The 20,488-nt window shown below is 61.5% G+C and carries 19 protein-coding genes and 2 tRNA genes; 9 read left to right on the top strand and 12 right to left on the bottom strand.

The genetic code is table 11. The annotated features are described in order from the left end of the window. Nucleotides 1-213: 213 nt before the first annotated feature. The 4 genes from CABTHER_RS10360 (at nt 214) to CABTHER_RS10375 (ending at nt 7,571) form a co-directional block, all read left to right on the top strand. The gene (locus tag CABTHER_RS10360) at nt 214-2,898 is read left to right on the top strand and encodes a valine--tRNA ligase (protein ID WP_014100594.1); all 2,685 of its coding nucleotides are present in this window, start codon (nt 214-216) and stop codon (nt 2,896-2,898) included. Nucleotides 2,899-3,051: 153 nt separating this feature from the next. Further along, nucleotides 3,052-4,479, top strand: a complete 1,428-nt coding sequence (locus CABTHER_RS10365; protein ID WP_014100595.1) for an FAD-dependent oxidoreductase — start codon at nt 3,052-3,054, stop codon at nt 4,477-4,479. Between the two features lie 34 nt (nt 4,480-4,513). Further along, the gene (locus tag CABTHER_RS10370; RefSeq protein WP_014100596.1) at nt 4,514-5,944 is read left to right on the top strand and encodes an amidohydrolase; all 1,431 of its coding nucleotides are present in this window, start codon (nt 4,514-4,516) and stop codon (nt 5,942-5,944) included. 22 nt (nt 5,945-5,966) lie between these two features. After that, nucleotides 5,967-7,571: an acyl-CoA carboxylase subunit beta gene (locus tag CABTHER_RS10375; protein WP_014100597.1), complete on the top strand. Its 1,605-nt coding sequence runs from the start codon at nt 5,967-5,969 to the stop codon at nt 7,569-7,571. Between the two features lie 55 nt (nt 7,572-7,626). Here CABTHER_RS10375 and dusB read toward each other — a convergent pair whose 3' ends face one another. The 3 genes from dusB to wecB form a co-directional block, all read right to left on the bottom strand. After that, on the bottom strand, nt 7,627-8,694 hold the full coding sequence (gene dusB, locus CABTHER_RS10380; protein ID WP_014100598.1) for a tRNA dihydrouridine synthase DusB: 1,068 nt from the start codon (nt 8,692-8,694) through the stop codon (nt 7,627-7,629). Beyond that, the gene (locus CABTHER_RS10385) at nt 8,691-9,698 is read right to left on the bottom strand and encodes a bifunctional heptose 7-phosphate kinase/heptose 1-phosphate adenyltransferase (protein WP_014100599.1); all 1,008 of its coding nucleotides are present in this window, start codon (nt 9,696-9,698) and stop codon (nt 8,691-8,693) included. The genes dusB and CABTHER_RS10385 overlap by 4 nt, the downstream gene beginning before the upstream one ends. Before the next feature lie 71 nt (nt 9,699-9,769). After that, nucleotides 9,770-10,849: a non-hydrolyzing UDP-N-acetylglucosamine 2-epimerase gene (wecB, locus tag CABTHER_RS10390; protein ID WP_014100600.1), complete on the bottom strand. Its 1,080-nt coding sequence runs from the start codon at nt 10,847-10,849 to the stop codon at nt 9,770-9,772. A gap of 171 nt (nt 10,850-11,020) precedes the next feature. On the opposite strand from wecB, the gene CABTHER_RS10395 reads away from it, so the two are divergent. The 3 genes from CABTHER_RS10395 (at nt 11,021) to CABTHER_RS10405 (ending at nt 13,065) form a co-directional block, all read left to right on the top strand. Next, nucleotides 11,021-11,341 carry an NUDIX hydrolase gene (locus CABTHER_RS10395; RefSeq protein ID WP_014100601.1) on the top strand — a complete coding sequence of 107 codons (321 nt, stop codon included), beginning with the start codon at nt 11,021-11,023 and terminating at the stop codon, nt 11,339-11,341. Further along, nucleotides 11,338-12,141 carry a radical SAM protein gene (locus tag CABTHER_RS10400; protein WP_014100602.1) on the top strand — a complete coding sequence of 268 codons (804 nt, stop codon included), beginning with the start codon at nt 11,338-11,340 and terminating at the stop codon, nt 12,139-12,141. The genes CABTHER_RS10395 and CABTHER_RS10400 overlap by 4 nt, the downstream gene beginning before the upstream one ends. Before the next feature lie 174 nt (nt 12,142-12,315). Further along, a complete protein-coding gene (locus tag CABTHER_RS10405; RefSeq protein WP_014100603.1) occupies nt 12,316-13,065 on the top strand; it encodes a GAF domain-containing protein in 750 nt (249 codons plus the stop codon). A gap of 87 nt (nt 13,066-13,152) precedes the next feature. Here the strand turns inward: CABTHER_RS10405 and CABTHER_RS10410 are convergent. The 3 genes from CABTHER_RS10410 to CABTHER_RS10420 form a co-directional block, all read right to left on the bottom strand. After that, nucleotides 13,153-13,229 (bottom strand) — tRNA-Arg (locus CABTHER_RS10410). 5 nt (nt 13,230-13,234) lie between these two features. Continuing rightward, a tRNA-Leu gene (locus tag CABTHER_RS10415) sits at nt 13,235-13,321 on the bottom strand. A gap of 96 nt (nt 13,322-13,417) precedes the next feature. Then, nucleotides 13,418-14,080, bottom strand: a complete 663-nt coding sequence (locus CABTHER_RS10420; protein WP_148264029.1) for a phosphoribosylanthranilate isomerase — start codon at nt 14,078-14,080, stop codon at nt 13,418-13,420. 255 nt (nt 14,081-14,335) lie between these two features. Here CABTHER_RS10420 and murA point away from each other — a divergent pair, with 255 nt between their 5' ends. Both murA and CABTHER_RS10430 read left to right on the top strand, forming a co-directional pair. Further along, nucleotides 14,336-15,664, top strand: coding sequence for a UDP-N-acetylglucosamine 1-carboxyvinyltransferase (gene murA, locus CABTHER_RS10425; RefSeq protein WP_014100605.1), 1,329 nt, complete (start codon nt 14,336-14,338; stop codon nt 15,662-15,664). A 2-nt stretch (nt 15,665-15,666) separates the two neighbouring features. Beyond that, nucleotides 15,667-16,494, top strand: coding sequence for a SurA N-terminal domain-containing protein (locus CABTHER_RS10430; RefSeq protein ID WP_014100606.1), 828 nt, complete (start codon nt 15,667-15,669; stop codon nt 16,492-16,494). A 128-nt stretch (nt 16,495-16,622) separates the two neighbouring features. Here the strand turns inward: CABTHER_RS10430 and CABTHER_RS10435 are convergent, their stop codons facing one another. From CABTHER_RS10435 to CABTHER_RS10465, 6 genes are all read right to left on the bottom strand, one after another. Next, nucleotides 16,623-16,979 carry a DUF5615 family PIN-like protein gene (locus CABTHER_RS10435; RefSeq protein WP_014100607.1) on the bottom strand — a complete coding sequence of 119 codons (357 nt, stop codon included), beginning with the start codon at nt 16,977-16,979 and terminating at the stop codon, nt 16,623-16,625. Nucleotides 16,980-16,988: 9 nt separating this feature from the next. Continuing rightward, nucleotides 16,989-17,213: a DUF433 domain-containing protein gene (locus CABTHER_RS10440; protein ID WP_014100608.1), complete on the bottom strand. Its 225-nt coding sequence runs from the start codon at nt 17,211-17,213 to the stop codon at nt 16,989-16,991. Between the two features lie 306 nt (nt 17,214-17,519). Beyond that, complete coding sequence (locus CABTHER_RS10445; RefSeq protein WP_014100609.1) at nt 17,520-18,089, bottom strand: sigma-70 family RNA polymerase sigma factor; 570 nt, start codon at nt 18,087-18,089, stop codon at nt 17,520-17,522. Between the two features lie 49 nt (nt 18,090-18,138). Beyond that, nucleotides 18,139-18,972 carry a mechanosensitive ion channel family protein gene (locus CABTHER_RS10450; RefSeq protein ID WP_014100610.1) on the bottom strand — a complete coding sequence of 278 codons (834 nt, stop codon included), beginning with the start codon at nt 18,970-18,972 and terminating at the stop codon, nt 18,139-18,141. Continuing rightward, complete coding sequence (locus CABTHER_RS17035) at nt 18,960-19,223, bottom strand: hypothetical protein (RefSeq protein WP_148264030.1); 264 nt, start codon at nt 19,221-19,223, stop codon at nt 18,960-18,962. The genes CABTHER_RS10450 and CABTHER_RS17035 overlap by 13 nt, the downstream gene beginning before the upstream one ends. A gap of 326 nt (nt 19,224-19,549) precedes the next feature. Further along, nucleotides 19,550-20,458, bottom strand: a complete 909-nt coding sequence (locus CABTHER_RS10465; protein ID WP_014100611.1) for a restriction endonuclease — start codon at nt 20,456-20,458, stop codon at nt 19,550-19,552. Nucleotides 20,459-20,488 lie beyond the last annotated feature (30 nt).

Raw genomic sequence — 20,488 nt, forward strand, 5'->3', positions numbered from 1 at the left:
AGAATTTCAGAAATGTGCCGGGGACATACCGGGAAAGGCAGAGCTTTTTCTGGCCCGCAAGCCTAACCCAGACGGCAGGCTGTTTGGAAGCCGTGAAATCAGTGAAACTTCCTGCTAGAACATCGCGCGCTGCGCCAACCGTGATGTCCGGTTGCGCCTGACATCACCACCCCCGGCGCCGCCCCTTGGAAACCGCATTTGCCACACGACGCCATGCCACACGACCTACCCAAAGCCTACGAACCCAAACATATCGAACAGAAGTGGTATCCGTTCTGGGAGCAGGGCGGGTACTTCCAACCCCAGGGAACGGGCCAGCCGTTCTGCATTGTCATCCCGCCGCCCAATGTTACCGGCTCGCTTCACATGGGGCACGCCCTTCAGCACGCCCTGATGGACGTGCTGACCCGCTGGCGACGGATGCAGGGCCGGTGCACGCTCTGGCTGCCGGGCACCGACCACGCCGGCATCGCCACACAGATGGTTGTGGAAAAACAGCTTGCCGCTGAAGGTATCAAACGGACTGACCTGACCCGCGCCGAGTTTGAAGCCCGTGTCTGGGCCTGGAAAGCCGAGTCCGGCGGCACCATCCAGCGCCAGATGCGCCTGGAAGGTGTCAGTGTGGACTGGTCGCGGGAGCGGTTCACCCTCGATGAGGGTCTCAGTCAGGCCGTGCGCGAAGTCTTCGTGCGGCTGTATGAGGAAGGCCGCATCTACCGTGGCGCCTACATGGTCAACTGGTCGCCAAAGCTTCAAACGGCCGTTTCCGATCTCGAAGTCGAAATGAAGGAGGTTCGGGGCAAGCTTTATCACTTGGCCTACCCGGTCATCGGACGGGAGGAAACAATCATCGTCGCCACGACCCGCCCGGAAACGATGCTGGGCGATACGGCCGTTGCGGTGCACCCGGCCGATGACCGCTACCGGCATCTCATCGGGCAGCGCGTCCGGCTGCCCATCGTGAGCCGCGACATTCCAATCATTGCCGATGAAGCCGTGGAAATCAGCTTTGGCACCGGAGCCGTCAAAGTCACCCCGGCCCACGACCCCAACGACTTCGAGCTGGGCAAGCGCCACGGGCTGGAATTCATCGTCGTCATCGGGAAAGACGGCACAATGACTGAAGCCGCCGGAGCTGGCTTCGCTGGTCTTGACCGCTTCAAGGCGCGCGAAAAGGTCATCCAGCAGCTTGCCGAACTCGGCGCGCTGGTCAAGGTCGAGGACTACACGCACAACGTCGGACACTGCCAGCGTTCCGGCGTCCCTATTGAGCCGCTCGTCTCCGAACAGTGGTTTCTCGATGTCAAACCGCTGGCCGAAAAGGCCATTGTCGCCGTGCGCGAAGGACGCACGCGGTTTATCCCCAGTTCGTGGGAGAAGGTGTACTTCGACTGGATGGAAAACATCCGCCCGTGGTGCATCTCGCGGCAACTGTGGTGGGGACACCGCATTCCGGCGTGGTATGCCCCGGACGGCCGCCTGGCCGTGGCGCGTTCGGAAGCGGAAGCGCGTCATCAGCTTGGTTTGCCCGATGACGCGCCTCTGACGCAGGACGAGGACGTTCTGGACACGTGGTTTTCTTCGGCCCTGTGGGCCTTTTCGACCTTCGGCTGGACGGGCGATCCGGCGCGTGACGCCGCCAACCCCGACCTGCAACGCTTTACCCCGACGGATGTGCTCGTCACCGGCTTTGACATCATCTTTTTCTGGGTGGCGCGCATGATGATGATGAGCCTGCACTTCACCGGCGATGTGCCCTTTCGCTGCGTCTTCGTCACCGGGTTGGTCCGCGATGCCCAGGGACAGAAAATGTCCAAGACCAAGGGCAATGTCGTGGACCCGCTCGAAGTCTTTGAGAAATACGGCACCGATGCCGTACGGTTTTCGCTCGTCTCGGCCGTGACTGGTGCCAACGACATCAAGCTCCAGGAAAGCAAGATGGAAGCGGCACGGAACTTTGCCAACAAAATCTGGAATGCCGCCCGCTTCACGCTCGGCAACCTCCCGGACCCGGCCGCGCCCCTGCCCCGCCCGGAAGACAAGCCCGGACTGGCCGACCGCTGGATGCAGTCGCGTCTGACGCGCGTCACGGCTGAAGTCACCGAGGCGCTGGAAAACTTCCGCTTCCATGACGCCACTCTGACGCTTTACAAGTTCTTCTGGAACGACTTTTGCGACTGGTACATCGAACTGGTCAAACCCGTCGTCTCGGCGGCTGAGGACACACCGGAGCGAACGGCTGCCCGCGCCCGTCTGGCCGCAACGCTGGAACATGCCCTGCGGCTGCTGCATCCGTTCATGCCCTTCATCACCGAGGAACTCTGGCAGCAGGTGAGCCGCTATGTCTGGGCGGACGGCGAGCGGCCGTCCAGCCTGTGCATGGCTCCCTATCCACAGGCCGCCGTTGCCGACCTTGACCTGGAAGCCGAACGGCAGATGGAAGCCGTCATCAACCTGATCAGCCGCGTCCGAAACATCCGTGCCGAAATGAACCTGCCACCGAGCGCCCAAGTCGAGGTGCACTTTGCCGCTGATGCTTCCCTGAGCCAACTGCTGCTTGAGCAAAAGCCAGCTATCCTGCGGCTGGCCCGCGCCACGGCCGTCGTCGCCCACGACGAACTGCCCGATCTGGGCTTCTGTGCGCGCAGCGTCACGCCGGAAGGCGTCCGGCTCGCACTGCCGCTGGCCGGACTCGTGGATGCCCAGGCCGAACGCGCGCGCCTCGAAAAGGAAATCGCCAAACACGAAAAGGCGCTGCATCAGCTTCTGGAAGTGGTCAACCGGCCTGGCTTTGCTGAACGCGCCGCCCCGGAAGTCGTGGCGGAAAAGCAGGAACAACGGCTGGCGCTCGAAAACCAGCTTGCGGCCCTGCGGGAAACCCTCGCCACCTTTGGCTGAAAAGACCGTCAGGAAACCTGCGGTGCAGCCGTTCCGGCCGGCGGCTGCGCCCGTCAGCAAGCAGACATTGCAGCCGCCGGGCAAGGTGATACTGTAACGCGCTTCAATGACCAGCCCCCACAGGCAATTTCCCAGAGAAGGCTTTTTCAGGATATGACGGCACCAGCACTGGCAACGGCAACGGGCGGACGCCCGCGCGTGATCATCTGTGGCGGCGGTCTCGCCGGACTTGCCGCCGCCAAAACCCTCGTGGACAACGGCTTTGAGATTGAACTTCTGGAGCAGCGCCCCATTCTCGGCGGCAAGGTTTCAGCGTGGAAGGATGCCGACGGCGACTGGATTGAAACCGGTCTGCACGTCTTTTTCGGGGCGTACGTCGAAATCTACGAACTGATGAAGGAACTCGGCATCTACAACCGCATCCTGTGGAAAGAACACAAACTGACCTACACGCTTGCCGGCGGTGAACGGTTCAGCTTCCGCACGACAAAACTTCCCTCGCCGCTGCATCTGCTGCCGGCCGTGTTCGAGAACCACTACTTTTCGCTGCCCGAAAAGCTGACACTGGGCAAGTCGCTGTTCCCGATGGTGTTTGGCAATGAGCAGTACATGGCCGAGCAGGACCGTTACACCTACCAGGAATGGCATCGGCGCTGGGGCATCAACGAGCGCATGCTCAAGAAGATGTTTCTGCCCATGACGCTGTCGCTGAAGTTCATGCCGCCCGAAGAAATTTCGGCCAAAGTCGTGCTGGACGTGGCCGGGACGTTCCTGCGCGAGCCGCACGCTTCCCGCATGGGTTTTCTGAAGGGTTCGCCCCAGGAACATCTCACGCAGCCGCTGGCCGATTACATCACGAACAAGGGCGGCCGGATTCGTACCAACTGCAACGTCAAAACGCTGCTCCTCAATGAGAAGCGCCAGATTGCCGGCGTTGAACTCATCACCGGCGAGCGCATCGTGGGCGACTACTACCTGACAGCCCTGCCGATTCACAAACTCCAGCGGGTCATTCCGTCCGAACTCAAGGAAGACCCCTTCTTCGGCAACCTGGACCAGTTTGAGGGCGTCCCCGTCGTCACGGTGCAGATGTGGTTTGACCGCCAGATTTCCTTCATTGACAACATCCTTTTCTGCCCCGACGGCATCATCCCGGTCTATGCCGACTTTGGGAACACGACTCCGGATTACTTCCTCGACCAGAAGGCCGAAATGGCGCAGCGCCGCTCACGCATGGAGTTTGTCGTGGCACCGGCGCGCGACATCATCGGACAGAGCGATGAAGAAATCGTTGGGCGCGTTTGGGAAGATGTCAAATCCTGCTTTCCGAACACGGCGCCCAGGGCCAAAGTCACCAAGGCCGTGGTCGTGCGTATCCCGCAGTCGGTCTTTGCGACGAAACCCGGCATTGACCGCCTGCGCCCGACCCAGAAAACACCGGTGCCCAACTTCTTTCTGGCCGGCGGCTATACACAGCAACGCTTTTACGACAGTATGGAAGGTGCGGTATCCAGCGGTCGGCGTGCGGCGGCAGCCATTCTCGAAGCCCATCGGAGACAGGGAGCGCTGGCGCGCGGCTGAATCCCGCGTGGCTGAATCCTAAGACACACCCAGGATGTCTTCCTTGCATTCGCGGTTGAAAGCGTTTCCCTCCCTCACCTTCATCCTGTTCTGGCTGCTGGCGTCGGCCCTGCTGCTGACGCCCGGCCAGATGCGCGCGACAACCACCGTTGACCTGCTCGTGCGCGGCGGCACCGTGGTGACGATGGACGCCCAGCGGCGCATCATCCCCGATGGTTTTCTCGCCGTGCAGGGCAATCGCATCGTGGCGGTTGGCACGGCCGCCGAAGCTGGCCAGTACCGGGCCAGGACGGTCATCGAAGCCAGCGGCAAGGCCGTCCTGCCGGGCCTCATCAACGCGCACACGCACGTCCCGATGACACTGTTTCGCGGACTGGCCGACGATCTGGCGCTTCAGGAATGGCTGACGAAGTTCATCTTCCCGGCCGAAGCCAAAAACGTCACCCGCGAAATGGTCCGGGCCGGGACGCGCCTCGCCTGCCTGGAAATGATCCGCAGCGGCACGACCTGCTTTGTGGATATGTACTACTTCGAGGACGACATCGCCGATGTCACCGAAGCCGCCGGACTGCGCGCCATTGTGGGACAGACCATCATTGACTTTCCCGTGCCGGACGCCCTGACGCCGCAGATTGGACTGGCGCAGGCCGAGCGGTTTATCCAGAAGTACAAAACTGGCCATCCGCTCATCACGCCGGCCGTAGCACCCCACGCGCCCTACACCTGCGCGCCGGAAACGCTCATCGCCTGCCGCAAGCTGGCTGACAAGCATGGCGTTCCACTGGTCATTCACCTTGCCGAAGCCGATACCGAAACCCAGACCATTCTGGAGCGATACGGCAGGCGTCCGATTCCGCACGTCGAACGGGTTGGCGTGCTGGGCGCACGCACGATTGCCGCTCACGTCATCCAGACCCAGCCGGATGAATACGCCATTCTGAAAAAGTACAACGTGGGCATTGTCCACTGCCCGCAGAGCAACATGAAGCTGGCGGCCGGTGTGGCCGCCGTCCCGGAGATGCGCGCCGCCGGACTTGCCGTGGGGCTGGGAACGGACGGTGCAGCTTCCAACAACGACCTTGACCTGTTTGAGGAAATGGACACGGCGGCCAAGCTCCACAAGGTTGTGCGCCGCGATCCAACGGTACTGCCGGCCGAGACCATCCTCGAAATGGCCACGATTGAAGGCGCCCGGGCCATTCACATGGCCGACCGGATTGGCTCGCTCGAAGCCGGCAAGCTGGCGGATTTCATCATCGTGGATGTGTCCAACCCGCGCCAGCTTCCCAACTACCAGCTTGCTTCGACGCTCGTCTATGCCACCAAAAGCAGCGACGTGGAAACCGTCGTCGTCAACGGCAAACTGCTGATGCGTGACCGGCGCATCCTGACACTTGACGAAGCGGCCATCCGCCGGGAAACAGCCACCTTCCGCAAGCGGATTCTCGAAAGTTTGCAGAAGTGATCTTACGCCTGATGAACCCCTTATGCTGATTGAGTCGAAAATCAAAACCGACAGCGAAGAATTCCAGACCAACTACACCGCCATGCTGGCGCAGTGCGAACAACTGCACGAGCGTCTGGAACTTGTCCGGCAGGGCGGCGGCCCGGCCGCCCAGGAACGCTTCCGCAGCCGTGGCAAGCTGCTTCCCCGCGAACGCATCGAGCAGTTGATTGACCCGCGCAGTGACTTCCTTGAGCTGTCGCCGCTGGCGGCCTGGGAGATGTACGACAACGAAGCGCCCTGCGCCTCGTTCATTGCCGGCATCGGGCGCGTCCACGGCGTGGAGTGCCTCATCACGGCCAACGATGCCACGGTCAAGGGCGGCGCGTTTTATCCGATGACGGTCAAGAAAAGCCTGCGCGCACAGCAAATTGCGCTTGAAAACCGTCTGCCATGCATCTCGCTCGTGGAATCGGCCGGGGCCAACCTGTTTTACCAGGCGGAAATGTTCGTCGAGGGCGGCCGCGGCTTCGGCAATCAGGCGCGGCTGTCGGCGCGGGGCATTCCCCAGGTGGCCCTTGTGTTTGGCAGCAGCACGGCCGGCGGCGCGTATGTGCCGGGCATGTCCGATTACGTCGTCATGGTCCGGCGGCAGGCCAAGGTGTTTCTCGGCGGGCCGCCGCTGGTCAAAGCGGCCACGGGCGAGGACATTGACGACGAAACCCTGGGCGGCGCGGACATGCACGGGCGCGTGTCGGGCGTCAGTGACTACACGGCGGAAGACGATGCTGACGCCATTCGGATTGGACGCGAGATCGTCGCCAGCCTCAACTGGCGCAAACCGCCGGTGCCCAACTACCAGACGCCGGAGCTGCCGGCCTATGACCCGGACGAACTGCTGGGCATCATTCCGGCCAACCCGCGCAAAAGCTTCGACATGCGTGAGGTCATCGCCCGGATTGTGGACGGCTCGCGGTTTCTCGAATTCAAGCGCGACTACGGCCCGACGCTCCTTACCGGCCACGCCCACATCGAGGGCTTTCTGGTCGGCATCATCGCCAACAACGGCATTCTGTTTTCGGAATGCGCCCTCAAAGCAGCCCACTTCATCCAGCTCTGCAATCAGGCACGCCTCCCGATCATTTATCTGCACAACACGCCCGGTTTCATGATTGGCCGCAAGGTCGAGCACGAAGGCATCGTCAAGCACGGCTCGAAGATGATCCAGGCGGTGTCCAATGCCACCGTGCCGCAGTTTTCAGTCATCGTGGGCGGCTCCTACGGGGCCGGCAACTATGCCATGTGCGGCCGCGCCTACGACCCACGGCTGCTCTTTTCCTGGGTCAACAGCCGGATTGCCGTCATGGGCGGCGAACAGGCGGCCGGCGTCCTGGTGCAGGTCCGGCTGGCGGCTATGAAAGCCCGTGGGCAGACGCCCAACCCGGAACAGTTGGAAGCCATGCGGCGCGAAGTCGTCGAACAGTTCGAGGCGCAATCGTCAGCTTACTACGCCACGGCGCGACTCTGGGACGACGGCATCATTGACCCGCGCGACACCCGGCGCGTCCTGGCCATTGGCATTTCGATGTCCTACAACTCCGGCTTTGCCGAGGAACCGGCGCCCCGCTATGGCGTCTTCCGCATGTAGCTGCCGCACATGGGCAGGTATGCGCATGTGTAGGGGCAGGTTCCCATACCTGCCCCTACACATGCGCACAGGCGGGCACCTCATCCAGGGCTTCTTCCGGCTCCGGCAGCCACTCGCCGGCGGCTTCCCGTTCACCCATGCGGGTAAAGTAGTCGGCGATGCGTTCGGTGAGTTCCGTCCGGGTCTGGGCGTGAAACACCTGGGTACGGAAGATAGCCCCGCCCGGCAGACCCTTCGTAAACTGCGCACAGAGCTGCTTGACCTTGCCCATGGCGGCCGTTTCCGTCGGACACTCGGCCAGCATCAGGTCAAAGTATTCGAGCAGGACATCCCGTTTGTCGTAGAGCGTCGGGCGGTAGGGCGTTTCGCCGCGCATGGCTTCGGCGGTTTGCCGGAAAATCCACGGGTTGGCCATGGCGCCGCGGCCAATCATGACGCCATCCACGCCGGTTTCACGGAAACGGCGAATGGCATCCGCCGGCTGGCGGACATCCCCGCAGCCGATGACCGGAATGGAGACCGCCTGTTTGACCTGGGCGATGATGTCCCAGTTGGCAAAGCCGCTGTAGCCCTGCATGCGCGTCCGCCCGTGAATGGCAATGGCCTCAACGCCGCAATCTTCCGCCAGCTTGCCGACTTCCACGGCCACAATCGAGTTGTCGTCCCAGCCGGTACGAATCTTGATCGTGAGCGGAATGGTGATGCGCCGGCGCATTTCCCGCAAAATGACGGCCAGATGCGGCAGATCGCGGAGCAGCGACGAACCGGCCCCGCGTCCGACGACCTTTTTGGCCGGACAGCCGCAGTTGACATCCACAATATCGGCGCCGGCTTCCTGGGCGACTTCGGCGGCATCGGCCATGCGCTTCGGATCAACCCCAAAGAACTGAATCGAGATGGGACGTTCCGCGTCGGTGAACTTCATCATCTTGTGGGTCTTAAGATTGCCGCGCGTCAGGCCCTCGACGCTGATGAACTCCGTCACGATCAGGCCCACGCCCCCCAGCCGCTTGATGAGTCCCCGAAAGGCGGAATCCGTCACCCCGGCCATAGGGGCCAGCACCAGCGGCGGTTGAATGACGACGTTCCGAATGGAAAAAGCGGTTGGCAGTGCAAAGGTCATGGCAGGTCTTCGTTCGAAAGAGCCGTTTCGATTTCCGCCGCCGAGACGGTCGCCGTGCCACGCTTCATGACGACGATACCGGCGGCAATGTTGGCCAGATGCATGGCCGTTTCCCAGTCAGCACCGGCGGCCAGCGCGGCGGTAAAGGCCACGAGGACCGTATCACCTGCGCCGGTCACATCCACCGGCGTCCGGCTGCCGTGAACCGGAATGGACAGCGGAGCAGTTCCACTACGGGCCAGCGTCATGCCCTCTGCACCACGTGTCAGCAGCAGGGCATCGAGTGCAAGCTGCTCCCGCAACCGTTCCGCATGGTAACTGGCGGCGTCAAGGTCGTGGAAGGTTGCGCCGGCCAGCCGTTCGGCTTCTTCCTGGTTTGGCGTCGCGGCGGTCAGACTGTGAAAGTCTGCCAGCCGGTGCCGTGAATCCGCCACGACTGGCAGGCGGGTGGCCTTGTGCCAGGCCCGAAGCAGTGCAATCACTTCGGGCGGTGTGCTGCCGTAGCCATAGTCGGACAGTACCACGCCAGTGGCCGTGGGCAGGGCGGCGCGTACCCGGGCCGTCAGGGTTTCGACGACACCCGGCGGCAGAGGAGACGTTTCCTCACGGTCCAGCCGAATCACCTGCTGGCGCGCGGCATTGGGCAAGCCGGCCAGGACGCGGCTCTTGGTTGGCGTCGGACGCCCCGGCAGTACCACCGCCGGCGTGGTGCAGATGCCACGCCGCCGCAGGTCGGTCAGAACGCACCGCCCGGAACGGTCGCGGCCGATGACGCCAATCCAGGTCGTCGGGATGCCCAAGGCAGCCGCATTGGCCGCGGCATTGGCGGCGCCGCCGGGGATGATTTCCGTGAACTCGTGCCGCAGGATGAGCACCGGCGCTTCCCGCGACACGCGGGCAATCGTGCCGTGGATGAACTCATCCGCGATGGCATCGCCAATGACAAGCAGGTGCTGCGCCGGAAAGCGCGACAGGATGAAACGTAAGGACGCGGACAGCGGCATGCGGGCAGAGAACCTTTTTGCGAACGGGCGCGCGCTCACCGGCCGTTGCGTGGCGCGGCACGGGGTAATCGTTAGCCGACCAGCAGGACATCCGCAATACGCCGGGCGGTCTGGCCGTCCCACAGCTCCGGGCGACGTGGTTCCAGCGGAAAGGGACCGGACAGGCAGGCTTCAGCGGCGGCCAGAATCGCAGCCGGTTCGGTGCCCACCACCTGATTGGTGCCTTCCCGGACTGTAATCGGGCGCTCGGTCGTCGTGCGCAGGGTCAGACAGGGGATGCCCAGCACCGTGGTTTCTTCCTGCAGTCCGCCGGAGTCGGTCAGTACCAGCCGCGCCTGCCGCCACAACTGGAGAAAATCCAGATAGCCCAGCGGAGGCAGGCAGCGCAGCCGCGTAAGGTCAGGCAGGTCAAGGGCTTCCAGCCGCGTCCGGGTGCGCGGATGCACTGGAAAGACAACGGGCAGTCGCCGTGCAAGCTGGATGAGCGCCTGTACAAGACGGCGCAGTGTGGCCGGATTATCCACGTTGGAGGGACGGTGCAGGGTGACGACGGCATACTGCCCCGGCGTCAGTCCCAGTGTGTCGAGAATGGGAGATTGGGCTGCGCGGGGCAGGGCCGCCAGCAGGCTGTCCACCATGATGTTGCCGACGCGCCGGATGCGCGCCGGATCAACCCCCTCGCGCAGCAGGTTGGCGTCGGCGTCGGCGCTGGGTGTCAGGAGCAGGTCGGCGACGGCATCCACCAGCCGGCGGTTGGTTTCTTCCGGCATCGTGCGGTCGAAACTGCGTAGTCCGGCTTCAACGTGGGCGACCCGAAGGCCGCACTGCACGGCCGTCAATGTCGCCGCCAGCGTGGCGTTCACGTCTCCGACGACCACCACCCAGTCCGGCCGCCGGGCCAGCCAAAGCGGCTCCAGTGCCAGCATCGTACGGGCGGTCTGGTCCGTAGCCGTTCCTGACCCGATGCCCAGCGTATGGTCCGGGGCCGGTATTTCCAGATCACGAAAAAAGGCATCGGTCAGGGCCGGGTCGTAGTGCTGTCCGGTGTGGATGATGCAGTGCGTGACCTGTGGGCGCTGCGCCAGTTCGCGGGCAAGCGGAGCCAGCTTGACAAAGTTGGGACGCGCGCCGACGACACTACAGATGTTCATGCCGGCGGCCCCGTCCTGCCGTGATTGTGTCTGCCGAAGCACATTCAATTCCAGAAAAGGCGCGCAGGATGAAGCTCCCTTCAGAAAAGCCGGGAAACCTGTGTACCCAAGACGAACGTTTTACCTGGCGTGATGTCATATTGAGCAAGAGACCAACGGAGGTTCCCGACCATGAATGAACCGATGTATGCCATGCAACGTGCCAACGGTGAATGGCTGATGACCGAAATCGAGGGGCAGCGTTGCCTGCCGGTGTTTCAGAATGCTATGGCGGCCCGCCGCGTTCACCAGCGGGTCGGCACCTTGATGGTGTATCGTCCGCAGCCACTCGATAGCGAGGTCATTACCAAACTCCAGCGCCAGACACCGGACCTGCGATTCTGGCTGGTGGATGATTTCGCTCCCAATCCCGACCTTACTCCGGGCCGCTGGCTTTCCCCGGATGAACTCATCACGGCGGGTGATGCCGGCGGCTACGCCATGGCGGCATGACGCAGGACCATACCCACGATATTGACCCCCAGACCCAACTGCACACGACGTATGTCTATGGCCCGGTGCCCTCGCGGCGGCTGGGCGTCAGTCTGGGGGTCAATCCTCTGCCTGTCGAAACAAAAGTCTGCAACTTCGATTGTCCCTACTGTGAATGCGGCTGGACGGTTTCCGACCGTCCGGCCGGAAACATGCCGCGCTTTGAGACGCTGGCCGCCGAACTCGAAGCCAAACTCAGGCAGTGTCAGGCGCAGGGCATCCGGCTTGACGCCATCACCTTTGCCGGCAACGGCGAACCCACGCTTCATCCACGCTTCCGGGATTTAGTGGAAGAGACCTGCCAGTTGCGTGACCGCTATGCACCGCAGGCTAAGGTCGCCGTTCTTACCAATGCCACCCGGCTGCGCCGACCGGAAGTGCGCGCTGGCTTGCAGCGGGCGGATATTCGCCAGTTCAAGCTCGATGCCGGCACGGAAGCCATGTTCCGGCGTGTGGATCGCCCCTACGGACAACTCACCCTGGCGCGCATCGTGGAAGACATCTGTGCCTTTGACGGCCCTAAGATGCTTCAGAGCATGTTCTTCCGTGGTGTCTCAGCGGGTGCGCCGATTGACAACACCACGCCGGAAGAAGTCGCCGCCTGGCTGGGTCACGTAGCGCGGATTCAGCCCACAGAAGTGCATCTCTACAGCCTTGACCGTACACCGGCTGAAGCGACGCTGGAAAAGGTCTCCCGGGCCGAACTCGAAGCCATTGCCGAGCGGGTTCGGGCGCTGGGCATCCCGGCTGAAACCTTCTGAACCTGTCTCCGAAGAGAATAAAGCGGCTCGCCGCGCCGGCTGACTGGGCAGTGACCGCGTAAAGAAAAGACCGTCACGACGCGGGAAGGATTTTTTGGTGCAAAAACCTCTGCCCGGCGTTAGAGTCCTTTGTCGCCCCACAGTTTCAATCCTGTTTCAAAGACGGTATGGCTTATGGACGTTGCCTACATCACCAATGCCGAGCGTCTGGCAGCTCTCCAGCGGTATGACATCCTCGACACACCGCCAGACGGGACGTTTGACCGCGTCGCCCGGATTGCCGCCCGTATCTTTCACGTTCCGATTGCCCTTGTCTCCCTGGTTGACCAGGACCGCATCTGGTTCAAAGCACGGGAAGGTCTCAGCGGCGTTACTGAAATTCCCTGCGCCCCCGGGTTGTGCGCCTCCGTGGTTTGCCAGGATCAGTGCTACCTGGTTACAGATGCCCTGCAAGACCCCCGGACACGGGAAAATCCCCTCGTGGTTGGCGAGTTTGGGCTGCGCTTCTATGCCGCCGCGCCGCTCATCACCCACGATGGCTACCGGCTGGGGACCGTCTGTGTCATTGACCGGGAGCCACGGCCGGCACCCAAACCCGAAGAGTTGGCCATTCTCGAAGACCTCGCTGGCATTGTGATTGACCAGATGGAAGTCCGGCTGGCGGCACGGCAGACACTTGAATCTCTTGTTCTGGCCGAGGGCGGTTCAGACAATCTGGCCAACCCGGAAGCCCTCATCACGATTTGCGCCTGGTCCAAGAAGGTGCGGATTGACGGCGAGTGGGTCAGCTTCGAGGAATTCCTCGAACGGCGCTTCGGGATGCGTGTCACCCACGGCATCTCACGCGATGCGATGCGGCGGGCGCTGCTCGAATGGAAAAGCAGAAGTGCATCCACAGCGCCACAGGCCGCAGCCGCCGATTAACCTTCGGGTGCGCCCGGCATCCGGGACTCAAAAAAACGCCGAGGCAGCCCGTCATTGCAGGCTGCCTCAATGTTTTTCACCGGAGTGTGGTGCACCCGACAGGATTCGAACCTATGACCTTCTGATTCGTAGTCAGACGCTCTATCCAACTGAGCTACGGGTGCCAAAGTGGTGCGGATGAAAGGACTTGAACCTTCAAGGGCCGAAGCCCACATGGTCCTGAGCCATGCGCGTCTGCCAATTCCGCCACATCCGCATTCTTCATCCCGCTGCTTTCCGGGAAAGCAGCACAAAGTTGTACCTTGCCTTACCAAAGCTGTCAAGTTGCCGGTGCAAGCCCCAAAAGCAAAACTCAAAATTCGAGGCGTGGCAGGCGTCCCGTGGTTGAACGGGCGGCTTCCTGCCGGCCGCGTTCGACTTCAAGCATGAACGTTTGCAGCTTGATGCGGTCCTTACGGCCCGGCGCGGATTCAACCCCTTCGCGCACATTGACGGCGTAGGGTTTGACGGTCCGAATCGCCGTGGCGACATTTTCGCTCGTCAGTCCGCCGGAGAGAATCACCCGGACATACTGCTTGGCGGCGGCAGCAAAGCGCCAGTCGAACAGGCGTCCCCCCTGCCCATCCGGCGAGTCACCCTCCAGGAGGATCGCCGAAACCGGATAGGTTTTCACCCGCATCACATCGAAATCATCGCCGACGCGCAGCTTTTTGACGAGGCGCCAGGCGCTGAACTGGCGGCAGTAATCGGCGCTTTCATTGCCGTCAAGCTGCACGACCGAAACCTTGGCCGCTTCCACCATGGAGCGCAGCGCCTCGAAGTTGAACTCGTTGTGAAATATGCCGACCACCGGTACGAACGGGGGCAGACGGTCGGCAATCTCGCGGACGGCCGCCGGGGCAATGTGGTATTCGCTGCGTGGATTGAGGTCGAAACCAAGGGCATCAGCGCCGGCATCGAGTGCCAGCACAGCATCCTGGTAGGTCATGATGCCACTGATTTGCGTCTTGACCATGGTCACACCTCCCTGGTTGTGCAGCCCGGCGGTTTCGTCCCACGACCCGACGCTTGGCTGGTGTCTTTCTGAACTGACTTCCCACAAGCGCCTGGCTCAGTCCCGGATCCTTCTTCCATTATCCGCCAGGCGGGGATGTCCGACAAGCACGACGTATGACGCCACATTGCGCTGGCGTGCTGATTTACGCCACCATCGGCGGCGGAGTTCTGCGCCCACTGCCTGGGAATCTTGTGAACCGGGGGCCACACTCACATGCCAACTCGCTACGACATCGTCGGGGGACGCCCGTTGCAGGGCACGCTACGGGTTTCAGGCGCCAAAAATGCTGCCCTGAAAATGATCGTGGCGGCGCTCATCGCCGACGGCACGACGACACTGCACAACGTGCCGCGCATTACGGATGTCGAAATCACGCTCAAACTGTGTGAAGAACTCGGCGCGCGCTACCGGTGGCGGGATGAAACAACGGTTGAGATTGACGCCCGCAATATCAACAACGCCGTCATTCCCCTCAAATACAGCGGCTCGACCCGTACGCCGATTCTGTTTGTGTCGCCGTTGCTGCACCGGCTCGGCAAAGCTGAACTGACCACCATCGGGGGCTGCTCGATTGGGCCGCGCCCGATCAACTACCACATCGCCGGCCTGCGGCAGTTGGGAGCGCACGTTGAAGAAATCTCGCGGACGTCTTATCGGTTTCAGGCCGACCGGCTTCACGGCAACATCATCAACCTTGAATACCCCAGCGTCGGGGCGACGGAGAACCTGCTGATGGCGGCCGTCGGCGCGCGTGGGCGGACGGTCATTCGGAATGCCGCCATCGAACCGGAAATTCTCAATCTGGCCGGGATGCTCCAGGCCATGGGGGCAGTGGTCTATCAGGATGTCAACCGGACGTGGATTGTCGAAGGCACGACCCGTTTTCGGGCCGTTGAATACGAAGTTATGGATGACCGCATCGAAGCGGCCTCCTTTGCCGCCTGCGCCGTGGCGACGGGCGGTGAAGTGCTGGTCAAAGGGGCCATCCAGCGCGACATGGTGACGTTTCTGGACTGGCTGCGCAAAGTCGGCGGTGAGTTTGACATTTACCCGGATGGCATCCGGTTTTACCGCCAGGACCGGCTGCGTCCGGTCAATCTGGAAACTGACGTGCATCCCGGCTTTATGACGGACTGGCAGCCGCCGTTCGTCGTCCTGCTGACCCAGGCGGAAGGCATTTCGGTCGTTCACGAGACGGTCTATGAAAGCCGTTTTGGCTACGTCGAGGCCCTGGTTTCGATGGGCGCACACATCCAACTGACGAACGACTGTCTGGGCAGCCGGGAATGCCGCTTTACCAACAAGAACTACCTGCACAGCGCGCTGATTTCGGGGCCGACGCTACTGCGAGGCGGGACACTGCACATCCCTGACCTGCGGGCGGGCTTTGCCTACGTCATGGCGGCGCTCATTGCCAGCGGAGAGAGCCAGATTTATGGAACCGAGTTCGTGCAGCGGGGTTATGCCAACCTGATCGGCAAACTCCGCGAGATTGGAGCCGACATCAGCGAAACACCGGTGGAAACGGCTGAATCACCGTGAGCATGGGCAGACACAGACAGGGGCGTACCGGCATTTGGTGGCGCTGGCGGCAGGCCGGGCGGCTGGGTGGCCGGGCCGGATGGCTCTGGCTGGTGTCCCTCTGGTTTGTAGCCCTCTGGTTTGCGGCTGGCGGGGCAGTGGGTTATGCCCAGTCGCCGGGCAGTAATGGCCGGGAGTTTCTTGCCGACCGCATGGTGGCCACGGTCAACGGGGATGTCATCACCCAGAGCGATCTGGTGTGGTTTCTGGCCTTTGATCCCGATGTCAACCTGGTCTCGATTTCGGAGGCTGACCTGCAACGGGTTTTGGCAGCGAAAATTGACCTGCTGTTGCTGGCGCAGGAAGCCGCCCGCTTTCCGCTGGCCAACCTGACCGCCGAAGAAGTGGCGGCGGCCAAACAGCGCCTTATCAAACGTTTTCCTTCCGAAGCCGTCTTCCGGGAGCGATTGGAATTGGTTGGGCTGGACGCCGAAACCTTCGAGCGGCTCATCCGCGAGCGGTTGCAAGTGGAGAAGTACATCAACTTCCGGTTTCAGACCTTCGTACTGGTGACGGATGACGATGTGCTGGAGTATTACGCAACGCGGGTGCGCCCGGCGCTGGCCGCTTCCGGCACTGTGACCCCGGAAACACCCAACGACGAACAGCGGGCGCTGATTACGGAGATTCTGTCACGGGAACGGGCCGAGCGGGAGCAACGGCAGTGGCTGGAAGCGGCCCGGCGGCGGGCCGATCTGGTGCCCATCGCGCCCTACGCGCGGGCTGTCATTGGCGGGCAGGAGTCCAGGGGCGCAGCGACGCCGGAAGCCGGGCCGCCCCCCGCTCCGTAACCGGCAGGCGCACATGTCACGTCCGTATTGGTTCGATTGTGTCCTTGGGTGGCGCTCAATCCGGGCGACCGGACTGGGCAACGGCGCGCAGATGTAAGCGCCTGCCAGACGCAACTCTCTGTCAAAATCTACTCGCTGACACGGCGAACACGAAATATCCCTGGCATGATGACTGCAAAGGAACGTGGAAGTTCACTCAGGTGCTCCCTGACAGCCAAAGCCACCAACTCCGCTTTGCGAACGGGTGTCACGCCTGCCAGACGAATCAGTATCACTCCATGCATGTGGAGGCGCTGACGAAATACCAGCTCGCCGAAATCCTTGTCTGTAGTCAGCAACAATGCCGTCTCCTGATTCGCCAGGTTCAAGACAGCATCATCAGGTATCCCTGGCTTCAATTCAGCAATGTATAAAACCTGATGCCCCTCCTGGCGCAGACGTTCCACAATGGGGCGGTCAACACTTTCGTCAGCCAAAAACTTCATGAAAGTGTCTCAAGCCAGGGGGTAAACGACATCTGCACGCAGGGCGTCTCTGGCAAATGCCAATGCGGACAGGATGGCTTCGCGGGTCAGGTGGGGATGTGCCTCAAGAACCTGCTCTATTGTTTCGCCCGCTGCGAGTTTCTCCAGGATGAGTTCAACGGTAATGCGTGTCCCAGCAATGACAGGTTTCCCCATCATCACCTTTGGGTTTGATACGATCCACTGCTTTTGCATCTTCTCATCTCCACGATTGTTGCGTCGCACCCGACGACTCGCACTTCAGCCGCGCCGCAAAGCACAGCGGGGCGGCATCGGATGAAAGCGCATGCCGGGGGGCGTCTGTTTCTGATTCTACTGTGGCGAATCACGCATAACGATTAGAGAACACCGATTTTGGTGGACCAAACCGCCATCAGACATTCAGACATACTGAAGCTGACCTGCAACGGGTTCTGGCAGCGAAAATTGACCTGCTGTTGCTGGCGCAGGAAGCCGCCCGTTTTCCGCCGTACCTGGTTTCGTTGTGGCTTTTGGTGGCGCTCAATCCGGGCGACTGGGCTGGGTGCCAGGCTGGGCGATGGCGCGCAGTTTGTCCAGCGCCCGGGTGTAGCGCATTTTGGCTGCGGACAGTCCCAAGTCAAGGCTCGCGGCAATTTCGGAAAACTCCAGCCCCACGCTCAGGCGCAGCAGGACGATGAGCCGGTCTTCTGGCGTGAGACAGGCCAGCAGGCGTTCAGCGTCAAGGCGGGCTTCGGTCTGCTGGAGCTGGCGTTGTTTGTCGTCGGGCAGGTGGGCGGTTTCTTCACTCTCCAGGGTTTCCAACCGGTGGGTTTTCTGGCGGCGCTGATAATCCAGGCAATGGTTGGCCGTGACGCGCCACAGCCAGGTCTGGAAAGCCGCTTCGCCACGAAAGCGTGGCAGTTCAAAAAACACCTTGAGCATGACTTCCTGGGTGAGGTCTTCGGCTTCTTCGGTCTGGCGGGTGAAGCGCCGGCACAGGGCCTGGATATTCGGGCCGTGCCGGCGCATCAGTGTCTCGAAGGCGCCGGTGCGATAGGGCAGTTCCTGCTGTGCGCGGGAAACGAGGGTGGCATCGTCCTCACCGGTCATGGTCAGCCCCTCAGAAGTTGCCTTCAAACTTCCCGTCAACGGCTTTCCGTCAACGCCGGGCGATAGCGACTTCATCGGCTATCAGGCGGGAGTTGGCGACGGTCAACAGCCGTCCGTCGTCGAGCCGGACGCTGGTCTTGATGGTGCCGACTTCATGAACGGTCGCCTTGATCCCTTGCCACTCGATGCGGTCGCCTTCCTGCAGAAGGTCGCGCATGTACACACCAGCCACGATTTCACCGGCCAGCGTGCGGGTGCCCAGCCCAAGGGACAGCGCCAGCGCCGCACCGACGGCAATGAGGGTAATGCCGATGACTTCCTGGAGCAGTGCCGTACGGATGTCGAGTTGCTCGATGGAGAGCAGCACTACCAGCGCCGTCAGGACGCCCATGGTGATGCGGGACAGGGTTTGGGCGTACTCGATGCCGGCACCGTCAGCCACCCGGCGGACAAGTTCAGCCAGCCAGCCGGCCACCATCAGCCCCACGACGAGTACGATTACGGCCGCCAGAAACTTGGGCAGAAACAGCATGACGGAGGTAATCGCGACCCCGGCAGCGGCCAGGCCCAGGGCATCGGCAGCCGAGATGGTGAAGGCCAGCATCACAAAGGCAAAGACGAAGGTACCGAGAACAGAAGACAGCGGGCGGGTCATGCCCCACTGCTGGGCAAAGGCCGTCAGGCCGGATTTTTCGGACAGGCGATCCACGCCGAGGCGTTCGAGCAGCCGCCGGGCCACGGAGCCGGCCACCTTGCCGAACAGGTAGCCGAAGGCCAGCAGAAGCAGGGCGCCAAGGATATTGGGAACGAGGCTGGCAAAGCGTTGGTAAAGCGAGACGAGTGGATCACTCATCCAGGTCAGGGTTCGGTTCAGAGTTTCCATGGAGTCCTCCTTTGGGTCTCGGTTAGTGGGTAGGGTTGTAGGGTCCGTTGGTGAACCCAGATGAAGAGCGGGGCGAGAAAACGCGCCAGAGCCAGCCACAGGCGGCCGAGCATCCAGCTCAGGATGTCGCGGGCAGCCACGCGGCGGCGGGCTTTGCGGATAACTGACGTAAGGTATGGCGGTGCGGGCGGCCCAACTCGGCGCAGCGCGGCCGCCAGTTCAGCTTCAAAGGGGTCTGGGTTGGAGGGCATAGACCGCAGCCGTCCTTTCTTCAGGATGGCGATGGCTGTCCGCAAGAACAGCCATCACCCGGTATGACGGCACGGCGGGGCGAAAAGTCACAACCGGCAGACACAACCTGCCGATGCCCTTTTCCGAATGAAGAACGGGGAATCGGGGAACTTCCGGCGTCAACGGCTTACTTTGCGGCAGAAGATGGTTTCAGGCCGCAGACCAGCCTGCCTGCTGCCGGGCCGAGTACCTGCTGCCAGGCCCGGCTCAGGCAGACCTGGCTCAAGTCAGCCTTGATGCACTGTAAAAAGTTTCGGAAAGCGTATGCGGGAAAGCCATTTGCGGCTTATCCGTTGTTGAAATAGTCGGAATCAACCCGCTTGAGCTGGTAGGTTGTCACAGGAGTAACGCCTACATCGTAGTCAATCATGAGTTCTGCCAGGCGTTTCCCGTCAATAAGCACAATCCTGGCTTCAATGGTTGATACGTATCTTACAGCTTCCTGGGAGAACGAAGAAGTCGTGATAAAAACACCTTTTTTGGCCCGTTTTCCGGCAAGTGCGCCAACAAATCTCTGTATCTCCGGCCTTCCTACACACTGATCCCACTTCTTTGCCTGGATATAAATGGTGTCGAGTCCCAATCTGTCCTGATCAATAATGCCATCTATCCCTTCATCCCCGACCTGGCCGACCGCCCTCGCCGCCTCGCGGCGCGATCCTCCATATCCCATTCTGACCAAAAGCTCAACAACCAGTCTTTCAAAAAAGGCGGGGGTGCTTTTCTTGACAGTGTTGAGCAACTCCTGCGCCAGACTGTCCCTCAGCTCTGCGTAAGCTTCTTCCAGTACCTCCTCTGGAGTTTTTTCCTCCTTGCAGATTCCCTTTTTACTTTGCGTCTCTTTTTGTACTTCGCGTCTTCTGAACTCAGTGAACTCAGGGAATTGGGCGAGAAATTCGTTTTTGATTTCCGAAGGATTTTCATTCAAAACTTCTCTTCCCCTTCTGGTAATCACATAATGTGAGCGGCGTACTTTATCAATGAGCCTTGCCTTTACCAGGTAGGTCTTTGCCCATCCTACACGGGAATAAAAGACAGGCTGCTTGCCACTTGGCAGAAGCTCTCTTAGCTCCTCTTCGGTCAGGGAAAATTCTCTGGCCAAAGTGTTCACCACATCCTGAACCGAATGTTCTTTTCCATCAGCGAAGCACCGCAGAAGCGGCAGCATTAACGTCTGGTAGTCAGGTATAGGCATCAGACTTCTCCCGGCGACAGGCCGTACGAG

Origin of the sequence: Chloracidobacterium thermophilum B, assembly GCF_000226295.1 — a bacterium.
Lineage (GTDB): Bacteria > Acidobacteriota > Blastocatellia > Chloracidobacteriales > Chloracidobacteriaceae > Chloracidobacterium > Chloracidobacterium thermophilum.